This is a genomic window from Ornithinimicrobium avium (assembly GCF_003351765.1).
Classification (GTDB): Bacteria; Actinomycetota; Actinomycetes; order Actinomycetales; family Dermatophilaceae; genus Ornithinicoccus; species Ornithinicoccus avius.
The window spans coordinates 3128722-3142853 of record NZ_CP031229.1; the positions used below are offsets into that span (position 1 = coordinate 3128722).

18 protein-coding genes and 1 tRNA gene are annotated in these 14132 nt (G+C 72.6%); 11 read left to right on the top strand and 8 right to left on the bottom strand.

Going from position 1 to position 14132, the window contains the following annotated elements; genetic code table 11:
- Positions 1-135 precede the first annotated feature (135 nt).
- Genes DV701_RS14240 through DV701_RS19165 form a run of 3 tightly spaced genes read left to right on the top strand, consistent with a single transcriptional unit; the run spans position 136 to position 921 of the window.
- Positions 136-570 carry a PRC-barrel domain-containing protein gene (locus tag DV701_RS14240; RefSeq protein ID WP_114929186.1) on the top strand — a complete coding sequence of 145 codons (435 nt, stop codon included), beginning with the start codon at positions 136-138 and terminating at the stop codon, positions 568-570.
- Positions 567-755 (top strand): DUF2382 domain-containing protein, encoded by a 189-nt coding sequence (locus DV701_RS19160; protein ID WP_162803057.1) that lies wholly within the window; start codon positions 567-569, stop codon positions 753-755. The genes DV701_RS14240 and DV701_RS19160 overlap by 4 nt, the downstream gene beginning before the upstream one ends.
- Positions 756-759: 4 nt before the next feature.
- Positions 760-921: a DUF2382 domain-containing protein gene (locus DV701_RS19165; RefSeq protein ID WP_162803058.1), complete on the top strand. Its 162-nt coding sequence runs from the start codon at positions 760-762 to the stop codon at positions 919-921.
- Between the two features lie 169 nt (positions 922-1090).
- On the opposite strand, the gene DV701_RS14255 is transcribed toward DV701_RS19165, so the two are convergent.
- From DV701_RS14255 to DV701_RS14270, 4 genes are all read right to left on the bottom strand, one after another.
- The gene (locus DV701_RS14255; RefSeq protein WP_114929190.1) at positions 1091-1666 is read right to left on the bottom strand and encodes a TetR/AcrR family transcriptional regulator; all 576 of its coding nucleotides are present in this window, start codon (positions 1664-1666) and stop codon (positions 1091-1093) included.
- Between the two features lie 74 nt (positions 1667-1740).
- A complete protein-coding gene (locus DV701_RS19395; protein ID WP_114929192.1) occupies positions 1741-2214 on the bottom strand; it encodes an NAD(P)-dependent oxidoreductase in 474 nt (157 codons plus the stop codon).
- Between the two features lie 239 nt (positions 2215-2453).
- A tRNA-Pro gene (locus DV701_RS14265) sits at positions 2454-2530 on the bottom strand.
- An 84-nt stretch (positions 2531-2614) separates the two neighbouring features.
- Positions 2615-3601 carry a metallophosphoesterase gene (locus tag DV701_RS14270; protein WP_114929194.1) on the bottom strand — a complete coding sequence of 329 codons (987 nt, stop codon included), beginning with the start codon at positions 3599-3601 and terminating at the stop codon, positions 2615-2617.
- Between the two features lie 72 nt (positions 3602-3673).
- On the opposite strand from DV701_RS14270, the gene DV701_RS14275 reads away from it, so the two are divergent.
- Positions 3674-4144, top strand: a complete 471-nt coding sequence (locus DV701_RS14275; RefSeq protein WP_114929196.1) for a GatB/YqeY domain-containing protein — start codon at positions 3674-3676, stop codon at positions 4142-4144.
- A gap of 72 nt (positions 4145-4216) precedes the next feature.
- Here the strand turns inward: DV701_RS14275 and DV701_RS14280 are convergent, their stop codons facing one another.
- Positions 4217-6862 (bottom strand): penicillin-binding protein, encoded by a 2646-nt coding sequence (locus DV701_RS14280; RefSeq protein WP_114929198.1) that lies wholly within the window; start codon positions 6860-6862, stop codon positions 4217-4219.
- Positions 6863-6898: 36 nt separating this feature from the next.
- Complete coding sequence (locus DV701_RS14285) at positions 6899-7687, bottom strand: alpha/beta hydrolase family protein (protein WP_114929199.1); 789 nt, start codon at positions 7685-7687, stop codon at positions 6899-6901.
- A 56-nt stretch (positions 7688-7743) separates the two neighbouring features.
- Here DV701_RS14285 and DV701_RS14290 point away from each other — a divergent pair, with 56 nt between their 5' ends.
- From DV701_RS14290 to DV701_RS14305, 4 genes are read left to right on the top strand one after another with little or no spacing between them, the layout of a single operon-like run.
- The gene (locus tag DV701_RS14290) at positions 7744-7905 is read left to right on the top strand and encodes a DUF4177 domain-containing protein (protein ID WP_114929201.1); all 162 of its coding nucleotides are present in this window, start codon (positions 7744-7746) and stop codon (positions 7903-7905) included.
- Positions 7906-7910: 5 nt separating this feature from the next.
- Entirely contained in the window at positions 7911-8384 is a 474-nt protein-coding gene (locus tag DV701_RS14295) for a RidA family protein (RefSeq protein WP_114929203.1), read from the top strand.
- 7 nt (positions 8385-8391) lie between these two features.
- Positions 8392-9270: an NUDIX hydrolase gene (locus tag DV701_RS14300; protein WP_114929205.1), complete on the top strand. Its 879-nt coding sequence runs from the start codon at positions 8392-8394 to the stop codon at positions 9268-9270.
- A complete protein-coding gene (locus DV701_RS14305; protein WP_114929207.1) occupies positions 9267-10100 on the top strand; it encodes an MBL fold metallo-hydrolase in 834 nt (277 codons plus the stop codon). The genes DV701_RS14300 and DV701_RS14305 overlap by 4 nt, the downstream gene beginning before the upstream one ends.
- 36 nt (positions 10101-10136) lie before the next feature.
- Here the strand turns inward: DV701_RS14305 and DV701_RS14310 are convergent, their stop codons facing one another.
- Positions 10137-10814, bottom strand: a complete 678-nt coding sequence (locus tag DV701_RS14310) for a Crp/Fnr family transcriptional regulator (RefSeq protein ID WP_228255047.1) — start codon at positions 10812-10814, stop codon at positions 10137-10139.
- A 161-nt stretch (positions 10815-10975) separates the two neighbouring features.
- On the opposite strand from DV701_RS14310, the gene nth reads away from it, so the two are divergent.
- Together nth and DV701_RS14320 are read left to right on the top strand one after the other, a co-directional pair.
- Positions 10976-11632, top strand: coding sequence for an endonuclease III (gene nth, locus DV701_RS14315; RefSeq protein WP_114931193.1), 657 nt, complete (start codon positions 10976-10978; stop codon positions 11630-11632).
- A complete protein-coding gene (locus DV701_RS14320) occupies positions 11629-12279 on the top strand; it encodes an NUDIX hydrolase (protein WP_114929211.1) in 651 nt (216 codons plus the stop codon). Before nth ends, DV701_RS14320 begins: the two co-directional genes overlap by 4 nt.
- A gap of 23 nt (positions 12280-12302) precedes the next feature.
- Here DV701_RS14320 and DV701_RS14325 read toward each other — a convergent pair whose 3' ends face one another.
- Complete coding sequence (locus DV701_RS14325; RefSeq protein ID WP_114929213.1) at positions 12303-12791, bottom strand: phage holin family protein; 489 nt, start codon at positions 12789-12791, stop codon at positions 12303-12305.
- A 328-nt stretch (positions 12792-13119) separates the two neighbouring features.
- On the opposite strand from DV701_RS14325, the gene DV701_RS14330 reads away from it, so the two are divergent.
- Positions 13120-13995 (top strand): Fic family protein, encoded by an 876-nt coding sequence (locus DV701_RS14330; RefSeq protein WP_114929215.1) that lies wholly within the window; start codon positions 13120-13122, stop codon positions 13993-13995.
- Positions 13996-14132 lie beyond the last annotated feature (137 nt).

Genomic DNA, 14132 nt, shown 5'->3' on the forward strand with positions numbered 1-14132 from the left:
TGGCCAGTCTAGGCCGACCCATGCAGGCGGGCAGCCCAGGTCGTGACCACCCGGTGCCGGTTCGAGGTGCGCGCACCGCCGGTGCGCTTACGCTGTAAGTCTCAGTTCCCCCGTTGAACGACGGAGCGTAAGCACATGAGGATCACGCAGGAGCAGGTGCAGGACCTGGAGGCCGCCGAGGTCGTCGACCGAGACGGCGACGTCCTGGGTGGTGTGGAGCAGGTGTATCTGGATGACCGCAGCGGTGACCCGGCGTGGGTGACCGTGCGGACCGGGTTGTTCGGCACGAAGGAGACATTCGTGCCGCTGCAGGACGCCTCGCTGGACAACGGGCAGCTGCGGGTGCCGTACGAGAAGGGCTACGTCAAGGACGCACCGAACTTCGACGCCGATGAGCACCTGTCCGAGCAGGAGCAGGACCGCCTGTACGAGTACTACCGGCTGGACACGTCCGGGATGGACGTCAGCGGCGGCCCGAGGACCGGCGACCGCGACGTCGACCGTGACGGGAGGCTTTACGGGGCATGGCCGGCACCGGCACCGGTCCCGGGGATGATGACGCGCGGATGACGTTGCACGAGGAGCGGGTCGACGTCGGCACCGAGCGGGTGCAGACCGGCCGGGTCCGGCTGCGCAAGCACGTGGTGACCGAGCAGAAGACGGTGACCGTGCCGGTCCAGCGTGAGGAGTACGAGATCGTGCGCGAGCCTGTGACCGGGGGAGGACACCGGCGGGGCGGACTTGGGCGAGGATGAGGTCGTGGTGGCCGTGCACGAGGAGCGCCCGGTGATCGCCAAGGACGTCGTGGCGACCGAGCAGGTCGGGATCCAGCGGGAGAGCGTGACCGAACAGCGTGAGGTCACCACCGACGTCTCCCGCGAGGAGGTCGACGTCGTCGAGGACACCGACCGGCGCAGCTGAGGTCGGATCGAGCAGGGCCGGCACCCCGCCCATACCCCTCCGTCGCGGGGTGCCGGCCCACCCCAACCTCACTGCCCCAGCTGCATCTCCAGCCGGTCGATCAGCGCCTCCAGGCCGATCTCGAACTGCTCTGCGCCGCTGTCCCGGGAGAGCCGTTCCCGCATCCGCCTCAGGTGCGGGAAGTGCCCATCCTCGCGATGCTCGTGCGTGCCCGGCACGCTCGCGCCGCCCTCGTCCAGCGGCACCTCGACCGGCCCGGTGCTGGCACCCAGCAGGGAGCCTCCAGCAGCAGGTGGCCCAGCAGGAAGGAGGAGAACCCCTGGTAGGCCTGCACCGCCTCCTCGTCGCTGAACCCGTGCCCGACCAGGTGTGCCAGCAGGTCCTCCACCACGATCAACGAGCGCAGCGGCGGCCGCAGCCACGGCGCGGCCGGGGGTGAGGTGACCAGCAGCGGGAACGCCCTCGGGTGCATCACCATCACCTCCCGCACCCGGTGCCCCAGCGCCTGCAGGTACCCCTGCCAGGTGCGTGCCATCCCCTCCTCCAGCGGTCCCTCGATCCGGGACACCAGCTCGGCCACGACCACGTCCAGCAGCTCCTCCCGACCCGAGACCACCCGGTAGAGCTGCTCCACCGGCACCCCGGCCTGTCCGGCGATCACCCGCAGGCTCACCGCCTGCGGCCCGCCCTGATCGATCAGCTCCAGCGCGGCCCGCACCAGACCGTCCCGCTCCACCTGACTCATCACCAGCCTCCGTCCCTGCCTCAGCGTCTCCGTCGGGCGGTGGTGAGCAGTTACCACTCACCGCCCTCTCGTGCTTACAGTGTAAATCCCGCGGCGGGCCACTCCGGTCGGCCGCTACCGAAAGGAACACTCCATGACCGAACCACTGGAGCAGCTCTGGGCCGCCACGGTCCTGTACGTCCCCGGTCGGCCATCCCCGGGCGGTCCTGCGGGGCGCGCAGCCCGCCGCCTGACAGCGTCACGATGCGGCGCACGCCAGCAGCTCTCATCGCATCCACGATGATCCGCGTGCCGTCCGTCTGCAGGGTCCTGGGTGGGCCCTTGACCTGCCCGAACAAGCTCAGCACGACGTCCGCGCCCGACACCGCCCGGGCCACCGACGCGGGGTCGAGGACGTCCCCGCGGATCACGCTCAGGTCGTCACCCTCGTGATCCAGCTTCGCAGGGTCGCGCACCAGCTCGCGCACGGCATGACCGGCGTCGAGAGCACGGTGCAGGACGCGGCCCCCGGTCCTGCCGGTCGCACCGAACAGCGCGATGGTCGCTATAAGTTCAGTTTAGCGGCTTAACCGACGAGGGGGCGACCGGGGACGCAAGCACCCTGACGGCACGAATCTGGGCAGGGGGATCCGCACTCAGGCTGGGCATAACGAGCGACTCGTCCTGTCCCGACCTGGCCACTCCTGTCATCACCCGGCCTTGTGCCCCAGTTATGCCCGACGCGACGATTTCACGCCATTAGGCGACCCCAGGATGGCAAAACCGCAGGTCAGGAACCTGCGGTATCTGGTCGGGGTGACAGGATTTGAACCTGCGACCTCTTCGTCCCGAACGAAGCGCGCTACCAAGCTGCGCCACACCCCGTGGCTGTGCTCCGCACGGCCGGGGCCGTACGCAGCGACCGCAAGAATAACCCACACCCGCGGCAGCGACCGAATCCGTGCCGGGTCAGGACCTTGGCAGCAGGGTCAGCAGGGTGGCCTCGGGCCGGCAGCAGAACCGGAACGGCGTGTACGGGTTGCCGCCCAGCCCGGCCGAGACGTGCAGCCACGCGGCGTCGCCGGGCGCCGTGCGCGACGGTGCGTGCCCCGCGCCCGGCCACCACCGCGACAACCCGGCGACCCTGCCCGTGTCGAGGTCGCAGTTGGTCACCAGCGCCCCGTAGAACGGCACCTGCAGCTGCCCGCCGTGGGTGTGCCCCGCGATCAGCAGCCGGGCACCGTCGGCGGACATCGCGTCGAGCACCCGCTGGTAGGGCGCGTGCGTCACCCCGATCGTCAGGTCGGCGTCGGTCGCGGCCGGCCCGGCCACGGACGGGTAGTCGTCGTAGCGCAGGTGCGGGTCGTCGACGCCCACGAGCTCCAGCCGCACCCCGGCCACCTCCAGGCGGGTGCGGGCGTTGGTGAGGTCGACCCAGCCGCGCGAGGTCAGGCCGTGCACCAGGTCCTGCGTGGGCAGCCGGCGCGGGTCGTTCGCCACGTCCGGACCCGGGCCGTGCTGCCCGGGCTCCGCCGGTCCGGTGCGCACCGGCTTGGGGTGGCTGTCGTCGAAGTAGCGCAGCGGGTTCCTGGGGCGGGGGCCGAAGTAGTCGTTGCTGCCCAGCACGAACGCACCCGGCACGCCGAGCAGCCCGTCGAAGGACTCCAGCAGTGCCGGTACCGCCTCGGGGTCGGCCAGGTTGTCACCGGTGTCGATCACCAGGTCGGGGCGCAGGGCGGCCAGCCCGGCGACCCAGTCCCGCTTCATCCGCTGGCGGGGCACCAGGTGCAGGTCGGACAGGTGCAGGATCCGTAGCGGCAGCGCCCCGGCCGGCAGGCAGGGCACGTCCACGCGTCGCAGCACGAAGAGTCGCGGCTCCACCCACGTCGCGTAGGCGGCGGCACCTGCCGCCAGGACCGCGCCCGTGCCGAGCGCACGCCATACCGATCCGACCATGTCCTGATCCTCGCAGGTGGAACCTGTGCAAACCCGGTGCCCTCCGTCCGGCCGGGTGAGAGACTGACGTCCATGACCACGCCCCAGCAGGCCGGACTCAAGGCGACCCTCCAGAGCGACCTCACCGAGGCCATGCGCGCCAGGGACCGGGTGCGGGCGGCCACGATCCGGATGGCGCTGACCGCGGTCTCGACCGAGGAGGTCGCCGGCAAGGCGCACCGGGAGCTGACCGAGGAGGAGGTCCTCAAGGTCGTGGCCAAGGAGGCCAAGAAGCGGCGCGAGGCCGCCGAGGCCTACATCGGCGCAGCGCGTCCCGAGCTCGCCGAGCAGGAGGAGGCCGAGCTGGCGGTGCTCGAGGCCTACCTGCCTGCCCAGCTCGAGGACGCCGAGCTGGCACGCCTGGCGCAGGAGTCCGTCGCCGAGCTCGGTGTCTCCGGCTTGGCCGCGATGGGCCAGGTCATGAAGGTCGTCCAGGCCAAGGTGGCCGGCCGCGCCGAGGGCGGCCGGGTGGCCGCCGCGGTGCGGACGGCTCTCGGCGCCTGACGGGCACCCGTCCCTCGCCGCTCAGCGCTCGTCCGGCAGGCAGGCCCCGGCCGTCACCCGGCGGGGCAGGGCTTAGTCATCGCCCGGCGGGCTGGGTGGACGGTCTCCACCGCCGCCACCCCGGCCACCGCCTTCGTCGCCACCGCCGTCAGAGGGCGGTGGCGCGGTCGGCGGAGCCGACGGCGGTGGTGCAGCCTCGTCGTCGTTCGACGGCGGTGGGGACGGCTGGGACGGCTGGGACGGCGGGAGCGGCTGGGACGGCGGGAGCGGCTGGGACGGCGGGAGCGGTTGGGACGGCTGCGTCGGCTGGGTGACCACCGGGGGTGGGGGCGGGGGCGCGGTACCGGTCGACACGTGGAGCACCACCGGCGTCGAGGTGAGGATCGAGCTGCCGATGCCGGGCGTGGTGTAGACCACGGTGCCAGCCGCCTGGCCGGAGGAGACGTCCTGGGTGGAGGCTGTCAGGCCGGTCTCCTCGAGCTTCTTCTTGGCGCTCGCGACGTCCAGGCCGATGACCGAGGGAATCGTCAAGCGCTTGCCGTTCAGGATCTCCGAGGAGGGCTTCTCCCAGTCCTCGATCGGCATGCCCTCGGACGCCATGTCCATGATCCGCTTCCAGGTGGGGGCCGCCAGCGATGAGCCATAGAGGACCCCGTCGACGTAGGTGTCCCCGATCTGCAGGTCCTCGCGGTCGGCCCCGGCAGGGGCGCCGGTCGGGACGCCGATGAACACCGCGATCGAGAGCTGCTTGGTGAAGCCGGCGAACCAGGTGTGGCTGGAGTTGTTGTTCGTGCCGGTCTTGCCGCCCGCCGGTCGGTCGCCCTCGAGGATCGCCTTCCATCCCGACCCCGCCGGGCTGACGACGCCCTTGAGCAGCTCGACCGCGCCGAGCGCGATCTCCTTGTCGATGACCCGCTCGCACTCGGGCAGGTCGAGCGGGAGCTCCTCGCCGTTGCTGTCGACGATCTTGGTCACCGGGACCGGCGGGCAGTAGACGCCGCCGGCGGCGAAGGTGGCGTAGGAGGAGGCCACGGTCATCGGCGAGGCGTAGTCAGCGCCCAGCACGATCGCCGGCGGGAACGGGGAGAACTGCTCACCGGTGCTGTCGTGCATGCCCATCCGGGTCATCGTCTCGATGATGTCGCAGGTGCCGACCTGGGAGGCCAGCGTCGCGAAGGCGGTGTTGATCGACAGCGAGGTGGCCTTGCGCAGGCTGATCTCGGGCTCGTGGTTCTCGTCGGCGGCGTTGCGGACGGTCCAGTAGTCCTCTCCGATCGTGCAGCCCTTCTGGAAGTCGTCCTTGGTGAACACGGCGACGGGGTGGGTCTGCCCGTCCGGCACCTGCGGGTCGGCCGGGTTGTTGATCCACACGCCCTTGGAGTCGGCCAGTTGGGGTGTGGGCAGGTCGATCTCGGCCTCGACCGGCACGCCCTTCTCCAGGGCGGTGACGACCGTGTAGGCCTTGGCGACCGAGCCCAGCTCGAACCCGCCGGGGCCGCCGTAGGCGGAGTCGACGTTCCAGTCCACGGAGGTCTGTCGGACCTTGTCCCCGGACCCGTCGAAGGTGTACTGGCTCGACTGGTTGAAGGCCAGCACCTTGCCGGTGCCCGGCTCGATGATCGTGGCTGCCGAGCCGAGGTTGTACTTGTTCTTCGGGGTGGTCTCGCGCAGGATCTTGCGCAACTTCTTGGACAGGTCCGACTCGAGGGTCGTGGTGACCGTCAGGCCGCCGGTGTTCAGCCTCTCCTCGCGCTCGGCCTCGGTGGCGCCGAGGGCGGGCTGACGCAGCAGCCAGGCGGTGACGTAGTCGCAGAAGTAGGGGTTCAGGGAGTTGATGCAGGAGCGCTGGCTGTCGGTCAGGTCCAGCTCGATCTTGCTGGCCTTGGCCTTCTTCCACTCCTTCTCGGTGATCAGGTCCTGGGCGTACATCTTGTCCAGGACGGTGTTGCGCCGCCCGGTCGCCAGCTCCACGTTCGCCACCGGGTTGGTCGCCGTGGGGGAGCGGACGATCCCCGCCAGGGTGGCGGACTGCGCGATGCTCAGGTCCTTGGCGTGCACGTTGAAGTAGTGCCGGGCCGCGGCCTCGACCCCGTAGACGTGGTCGCCGTAGAAGGACAGGTTGAGGTAGCCGGTGAGGATCTCGTCCTTGGTGAGGCGCTCCTCGAGGGTGACGGCATACTTCAGCTCGCGCAGCTTGCGGACGTAGCCCTCCATGCCCGAGCGGGCCTCGACCTTGCGCAGGGCCTCCTCGTCACGGTCCTTGAGCGCCTCGTCCTTGAGCGCCAGCTTGATGTACTGCTGGGTCAGCGTCGAGCCGCCCTGGGTGGTCTCGCTGGTGGCGTTGGAGACGACCGCGCGGGCAAGAGCCTCGACGTCGAGACCTCCGTGCTGGTAGAAGCGCTCGTCCTCGATCGCGACCTGCGCGTCCTTCATGTTCTGGGAGATGTCCTTGCTCTCCACGATGATGCGGTTCTGCTCGGCGGGAGTCGCCAGCACCCGGCCGTCGGCGGTGAGGATCTTGGACTGCTGGGCCAGCGGGTTCTGGTCGAGGTCGCCGGGCAGTCGCTCGAACATGCCGACGCCCTCACGGGCGGCGAGCCCGGCGGCGCCGACGACGGGCGCGACGAGGCCGGCGCCGATGACCCCCATCAGCATCGCGACAGCGAGGAACACCCCCAGCAGCGAGGTGACCCTGGCGACGGTCAAGGCAGAGCGCATCCCACTACGGTACGGGAACTTCCTGGGGAACTGCCCTCACCGACGGTCCAGCAGGCCCTCGATCCCGGCGACCAGCACCCCGTGCGCAGGATCCTCCGGGTCGATCAGCGGGAAGTGCCCGACGCCCTCCACCCGCACCAGCCGGTCGCGCCCGGGCGTGCCGGCGGCCGCCCACCAGGAGTCGGCGACCTGTTCGGGCACCTGCTCGTCCGCGGTCCCGTGCACGACGACCACGGGGTATGGGGTGCGCCCCAGGAGAGCGGGGTCCGCCGCGGCGTAGCGCTCGGGCACCTCGGTCGAGGGACCGCCCATCAGGTCGACCGCCGCTCCGTCGTCCAGGCCGAGCTCCGCCACGAGGGACAGGTCGAGGCAGCCGGCGAGGCTCACCGCCCCGGCGACGGGGGCCAGGTCGGTCCCGGGGCAGGCCGCGTCCTGGTGCAGCAGCCAGACCGAGAGGTGACCCCCGGCGGAGTGCCCGACGAGGACCACCGGCACGGCGCCACCCACGTGCCGCCGCACCGTCAGCAGCGCCGCGGCCACGTCGTCGAAGGTCCCCGGCCACCCGCCTCCGGGCATCCCGGAGCGGGCGTACTCGACGAGCGCGACCCCATACCCCCGGGCGCGCAGCGCTCCCGCCAGCGGGCGCAGGTGGGCGCGGTCCCACTCGGCGCGCCAGAAGCCGCCGTGCACGAGCACGACCCAGGCGCGCGGCGTCCGGCGCGCAGCGGTGTAGAGGTCGACCAGCTGCGCGGGCCGCCCGCCGTAGGCCAGGGTCGCGTCCGGCTCCGGGCCGGGCCGGTCGAGGATGCCGCGGTCGGGGCTCACGGGGGAAGTCCTACCACGCCGGTGGCGGCGCCCGGGTGAGCGGTAGTGTCGGGCGCATGAGCAACGCGCAGTGGGAGTACTCCACGGTCCCCCTCATCATCCATGCGACCAAGCAGATCCTCGACCAGTGGGGCGAGGACGGCTGGGAGCTGGTCCAGGTCATCCCCGGCCCGGACGGCACCAACCCGGTCGCCTACCTCAAGCGGCAGAAGGGCTGACCCTGATGAGCACAGTCGAGCAGCGGCTCTCCGAGCTGGGCCACACCGTCCCCGAGGTGGCCGCGCCGGTGGCCGCCTACGTCCCCGCCGTGCAGCACGGCGACATGGTCTTCACCTCCGGCCAGCTGCCCTTCGTCGACGGCAAGCTGCCGGCGACCGGCAAGGTCGGCGAGGGTGAGGGCCTGGTGTCGCCGGACGAGGCCAAGAAGATGGCCGAGCTGTGCGCCCTCAACGCCATCGCGGCGGTGAAGTCCGTCGTCGGCGACCTGGAGAAGGTCGTGCGGGTGGTCAAGGTCGTCGGCTTCGTGGCCAGCGACCCGGCCTTCACCGGGCAGCCCGGCGTCGTCAACGGTGCTTCCGAGCTCCTCGGCACGGCTTTCGGCGACGCGGGTGTGCACGCCCGGTCGGCGGTCGGCGTGGCGGCCCTGCCGATGGACACCCCGGTCGAGGTCGAGATCACCGTCGCCGTCCGCGACTGACGTCGTCGTGGTCGACCTGGGCGTGGTCGAGGGGCCGGTCCGCGACTTCGCCATGCCGCCGGTCGTCGAGGAGCAGACGCGGGCCTGGCTGGCCACGGCCGAGCCCGAGCGCCGCGCGGCCGTGCCCAGGCCGTCGTCGACGGTGATGATCCTGCGCGACAGGTCCGACGGCGGGGCCGGCGTGGAGGTCTTCGTGCTGCGCAGGGCCTCCTCGATGCCCTTCGCGCCGGGCATGGTGGCCTTCCCCGGGGGCGGCGTCGACCCCCGTGACGCCGACCCGGACGTGCCGTGGGCCGGTCCGACCCCGCAGGCGTGGGCGCGGCGTCTGGGCACCGACGAGGCGGTGGCCCGCGAGCTGGTGGGCGCCGCCGCGCGCGAGGTCTTCGAGGAGTGCGGGGTGCTGCTCGCCGGTCCGAGCCCCGAGGAGGTGGTCGCGGACCTGACCGACCGGTCCTGGGAGGTGGAGCGACTCCGGGTGCTGGGCCGGGAGCAGGGGTTCGGCGAGCTCCTCACACGCCTGGGCCTGGTGCTGCGCAGCGACCTGCTCTCCCTGCGCGGGCACTGGACGACACCGGTGTGCGAGCCACGGCGCTACGACACCCGGTTCTTCGCCGCCCGGCTGCCCCAGGGGCAGCGGGCCGCGAACCTGACCACCGAGGCCGAGCGGGTCGCCTGGGCAAGGCCGGGGGCCGTCCTCGTCGCCCAGCGCGAGGGTCGCGAGCTGCTGCTGCCGCCGACCCAGGTGATGCTCGAGCAGCTCGCCGCGGTCGAGGACCTGGACTCCTGGCTCGCCGGAGTCCCGCCGGTCGTGCGGATCCAGCCCTGGCCCGTCGAGCGCGACGGTGCCCTGTGGATGCGCTGTCCCGCGCAGGTCGCAGGGGTATGAAGCCGCTCGCCGCCGCGGACCCCTCCTGGCAGGGCGGAGCGTGGGGGGAGCGGGCACACTGCGTGCTCTGCCCCAACCCCTCGCCGATGACCCTGGAGGGCACCAACACCTGGGTGCTGGCCGAGCCCGGCAGCAGCCAGGTGGTCGTCGTCGACTCCGGGCCGCTGGACGAGGACCACCTGCGTGCGGTGCTCGACCACGTCGCCGGGCAGGACGCGCGCGTCGCCCTCACCCTGCTCACCCACCACCACGACGACCACGCCGAGTCGGCCGGCCGGTGGGCGGAGCTGACCGGCGCCCCCGTGCGGGCCGTCGGCGGGGGCCACGACGACCTCGCCGACGGCGAGGTGCTGGCCGTCGGCGGCCTGGAGCTGGTCGTCGTCCCCACGCCTGGTCACACCGGGGACTCGATCTCCTTCCTGCTGCCCGCCGAGCAGGTGCTCCTCACCGGTGACACGGTCCTGGGCCGGGGGACCACGGTGGTGGCCTACCCGGACGGCGACCTCACCTCATACCTGGAGTCCCTGGAGCGGCTGCGCCGGCTCGGCGGGTCCGGCGCGATGGCCAGCATCGCGCCGGGCCACGGGCCGGGCGTGCCGGACGCGGCCGGGACGGTGGAGCACTACTGGACCCACCGTCACGAGCGTCTGGACCAGGTCCGGGCCGCGCTGCTCGAGCTCGAGGGCCCGACGGCGGGGCGACCCGCCCCGGACGGACGCGACCTCGCCGACCGGGTCGTGGAGGCGGTCTACGCCGACGTGCCGCACGCGGTGTGGCCGGCCGCCAGGCTCAGCGTCCTGGCCCAGCTCGACTACCTCGGACGTCTCTGAGCCCAGGCCCCCGAAGGGTGGAGAGGGCGCAGCCGATCAGCGCGCGCGCCGGTGCAGGCGCTCGAGGTCCAGCAGCGTGACCGACTTGGCGCCGAGCGTGACCCAGCCCCGGTGGGCGAAGTCAGCGAGCGCCTTGTTGACCGTCTCCCGGCTCGCGCCGACCAGCTGCGCCAGCTCCTCCTGGGTCAGCTCGTGGGCGACGTGCAGGCCCTCCTCGCTGCGTCGGCCGAAGCGGTCCGACAGGTCGAGCAGCGCCTTGGCCACGCGGCCGGGGACGTCGGTGAAGACCAGGTCGGACAGGCCCTCGTTGGTGCGGCGCAGCCGGTGCGCAAGCCCGGCGAGCATCTGCATGGCCACCTCGGGGTGGTCGGCCAGGAAGAGGCGCAGCGCGTCGTTGCCCAGCGAGACCAGCTCGGTCGTGGAGACCACGTGACCGGTGCTCAGGCGGGGGCCGGGGTCGAAGAGGCTCAGCTCGCCGAACATCTCCCCCGGGCCGAGCACCGCCAGCAGGCTCTCCCGGCCGTCGGCCGAGCTGCGGGCGAGCTTGACCTTTCCGGTGAGGATGACGTAGAGCGAGTCGCCCGGATCGCCCTCGTGGAAGACCGACTCGCCCCGGGCGAGGCGGTGCGGCGTCATGGAGTCCAGGAGTCCTCGCGCCGACTCCTCGTCGAGCGCGGAGAACAGCGGAGCCTTCATCACGACTTGGCGGTCCACGAAGCCCATAGTGCCACTTCCCGCCCCGGCCGGGCGGCGGCGGGTGTGTCGCGGGTCACGTCTAGGCTGGGCGGGTGACCGGCAGCGACGTGGAGAATAAGACCGGGGGCGGGACGAGGACCGAGGAGACGCCGCTGGCGCTGACCCGCCGCGCCCGGCGGATGTACAGGGTGCTCGCCGAGCGCTACCCCGACGCCCGCGCCGAGCTGGACTTCACCGACGCCTACCAGCTGCTCGTGGCCACCGTCCTGTCGGCGCAGACCACCGACGTCCGGGTCAACGGGGTGACGCCCACGCTCTTCGCCCGCTTTCCCGACGCTGCGGCGCTGGCGGGGGCGGACCGCACCGAGGTGGAGACGATCATCCAACCGACCGGCTTCTTCCGGGCCAAGACCGACAGCCTGCTCAGGCTCGCCGCAGCGCTGGTCGAGCGCTACGACGGAGAGGTCCCGGGCCGTCTGAAGGACCTCGTCACCCTTCCCGGCGTGGGCCGCAAGACGGCCAACGTGGTCCTGGGCAACGCCTTCGACGTGCCCGGCATCACGGTCGACACCCACTTCGGCCGGCTGGCGCGCCGCTTCGGCTGGACGGCCGAAGAAGACCCCGTCAAGGTCGAGCACGCCGTCGGCGGGCTCTTCCCCCGCAAGGAGTGGACCCAGCTCTCCCACGTCGTCATCTTCCACGGCCGCCGCACCTGCCACGCCCGCACTCCGGCCTGCGGCGCGTGCCCGGTGGCCCGGCTCTGCCCGTCCTACGGGATCGGCGAGACCGACCCGGCCCGCGCGGAGAAGCTGCTGCGCACGGGACCGCGGCCGTGACCGCATACCGCGCACCCTCCTGGCTCGCCGCCCTCGCCGAGACGGTCCCCACGATCGGTGGGGAACGGTTCAGCCGCTTCCTGCCCCCGCCCGAGGGGGGTCGGCGGCAGTCGGCGGTGCTCATGCTCTTCGCGCCCGGGCCGCAGAACCCCGCGGAGACGACGGTGGTCATCACCGAGCGCGCGCACGACATGCGCTCGCACGCCGGGCAGCCCGCCTTCCCCGGCGGCGGCACCGAGGACGGCGACGCCCGGCCCGCCGACACCGCGCTGCGCGAGGCGTGGGAGGAGGTCGGGCTGGAGCCCGGGGGAGTGCGGATCCTCGGCGAGCTGCCCACCCTGCACATCCCGGTGAGCGGCTACGACGTGACACCGGTGCTGGGGTGGTGGCGCGAGCCGCAGCCCGGCGAGCTGTGGGCCAAGGAGCCGGCCGAGGTGGCCCGGGTCGTCCGGCCGTCGGTCGACTGGCTCGTCGATCCCGCGCACCGGTTCGTGGTCCGTCACCCCAGCGGCTTCGTCGGACCCGCCTGGGACGTGGACGGCCTGCTGGTCTGGGGTTTCACCGCGGGGCTTCTCGACCGGGTCCTGGACTTCGCCGGCATCGCGCCGGAGTGGGACCGTTCGGACGTGCGGCCGCTGCCCTTCTGAGCCGTCCGCCCGGGCGGGACCGGTCAGGGAACGGTGGTGGTCTCCGGCAGCGCCGGGGCGGTCGGGCCGGAGGAGCCGCCCCTGAGCTGGGCGGGCGCCTGCTTGAGGGTGGCGACGGTCTGCTGGGCGTGGCTGATCGCCCGCTCCGGCTTGCCCTTGACCTGGGAGATCTGCTTCTTGCCGACCAGCGCCAGGATGGCCGCGACCACGAAGAGCACGGCGGCCACGATGAGCAGCCCGGCCCACCAGCTGAGCCAGATCGCGATGACGCCGGCCAGCCCCAGCAGGAGCAGGCCGAGCCCGTAGAGCCCGAGGACGCCGGCGCCGACGAACATGCCGGCACCCTTGCCCGCGTGGCCTACGTCCTGCTTGATCTCGGCCTTGGCGAGCTCGATCTCGCCGCGCATGATCTGGGAGATGTCCGTCGACACGTCGCTGACGAGCTGGCCGATGGTGCGGTCTCCGGTCAGCCCCACGTGGGGCTGCTTGCCTGGATCGACGGGGGTTGCCATGGCCGCGATGCTAGCGCGAGGACCACCCCGCTGCAGGTCCGACCGGCCGCAGAGGCACAGATCGACGCCCGGCGCCACGGACCGTCGCCGCCCCTTCGGCGCGTGCGGTGGCCGGCTCGGTGCCCGCCCGACAGCCCCTGTAACGCGCCGGGCGGGCACCGTGTCGACGTTGCTCCGGTCCCGTGACAGCCGGCGGGGCCACCCTGAGGGGCCACCTGCGTCGATGGGCCCATTCTGCCAGCGCGACGAGGGGTGATCCACCGTTTTGGGTCACGGTTTGTTAAAGACTCGCGGGTAACCCCGGTTGCGGGGCCCTACAGTGACCTCTGTGACCTCGCCCGCACTCGCCGCCCTGGCCGACCTCGCCCGGACGCCTGGTGTCGCCGAGGGGATCGAGACGGCCCGACAGGCCTGCACCGAGCTGCGCTGGCACCAGGCCCTGCGCCGTCGCATCCCCGAGGCGGCCGCCGAGTCGCGGGTCCGCGGCGCCGCCGCCAGCGCCATGCTCGAGGGGGCCGAGCCCGCGGGCTCGCAGCGCAGCGCGGACCTCGTGCGCGACCTCGTGCGCGGCGCGCTTCCCTGGGACGAGCGGGACGAGGACCCGGTATGGCGTGTGCTCGCCGGTGTCGTCCGGGCCACCTCGGCGACCGAGCACGTGGGTGCCGCGCAGCTGCGCGCGCCCGCGCAGGTGCTCGCCTCGCTGCACACGGCGGCCGCCGGTGAGCTGCTGCCGATGGCCCAGGTGGGTCGTCCCCGCGCGGCCGGTGAGGAATGCCGCGAGTGGACCGAGCTGGGTCAGGCGCCCGGGCCGAAGGAGGTCGCCGAGCGGCTGGCGCTCGTGCACGAGCTGGTGGCTGCGGTCCCTGCCGGCTCGGTCCCCGTCCTGCTCGTCGCGGCGGTCGTCCATGCCGAGCTGGTCACGGCTCGCCCGTTCGTGCTGGGCAACGGCGTCGTGGCGCGGGCCATGGAGCGCGCCGTGCTGCGCGTGGGGGGTCTTGACCCCACAGGTGTCGCCGTGCCGGAGGTCGGGCACGCCGACCGGGCCGGGTCCGACTATCGGGGGGCGATCACCGCCTACGCCTCCGGCGGGCGCGAGGGCGTGCGGCTGTGGCTGCTGCACTGCGCCGAGTCGGTCACCCGGGCCGCGGCCGAGGGCACGCGGGTCGCCGACGCGGTGCTGGCCGGCCGGCTCGAGGGTCGCTGACCTGCCACTCTTCCGGGGAGAACGCCAGGTGGCTGCCGCCCAGCGACGGGCGCCCGGGACGCGTCCGGGGCGTGGCTTGCATGTGAGACCGCAGAGGGGCATACTTGTCAGTACAGCGCTCCTCGCAAGAGTCGTAG

What these genes read in the sequence shown, in the direction of transcription:
- DV701_RS14290 (WP_114929201.1), top strand. Translation starts at nt 7,744, where the DNA reads ATGAGCAACGCGCAGTGGGAGTACTCCACGGTCCCCCTCATCATCCAT.
- DV701_RS14275 (WP_114929196.1), top strand. Translation starts at nt 3,674, where the DNA reads ATGACCACGCCCCAGCAGGCCGGACTCAAGGCGACCCTCCAGAGCGAC.
- DV701_RS14305 (WP_114929207.1), top strand. Translation starts at nt 9,267, where the DNA reads ATGAAGCCGCTCGCCGCCGCGGACCCCTCCTGGCAGGGCGGAGCGTGG.
- DV701_RS14295 (WP_114929203.1), top strand. Translation starts at nt 7,911, where the DNA reads ATGAGCACAGTCGAGCAGCGGCTCTCCGAGCTGGGCCACACCGTCCCC.
- DV701_RS14325 (WP_114929213.1), bottom strand. Translation starts at nt 12,791, where the DNA reads ATGGCAACCCCCGTCGATCCAGGCAAGCAGCCCCACGTGGGGCTGACC.
- DV701_RS14255 (WP_114929190.1), bottom strand. Translation starts at nt 1,666, where the DNA reads ATGAGTCAGGTGGAGCGGGACGGTCTGGTGCGGGCCGCGCTGGAGCTG.
- DV701_RS19160 (WP_162803057.1), top strand. Translation starts at nt 567, where the DNA reads ATGACGTTGCACGAGGAGCGGGTCGACGTCGGCACCGAGCGGGTGCAG.
- DV701_RS14240 (WP_114929186.1), top strand. Translation starts at nt 136, where the DNA reads ATGAGGATCACGCAGGAGCAGGTGCAGGACCTGGAGGCCGCCGAGGTC.
- nth (WP_114931193.1), top strand. Translation starts at nt 10,976, where the DNA reads ATGTACAGGGTGCTCGCCGAGCGCTACCCCGACGCCCGCGCCGAGCTG.
- DV701_RS14270 (WP_114929194.1), bottom strand. Translation starts at nt 3,601, where the DNA reads ATGGTCGGATCGGTATGGCGTGCGCTCGGCACGGGCGCGGTCCTGGCG.
- DV701_RS14280 (WP_114929198.1), bottom strand. Translation starts at nt 6,862, where the DNA reads ATGCGCTCTGCCTTGACCGTCGCCAGGGTCACCTCGCTGCTGGGGGTG.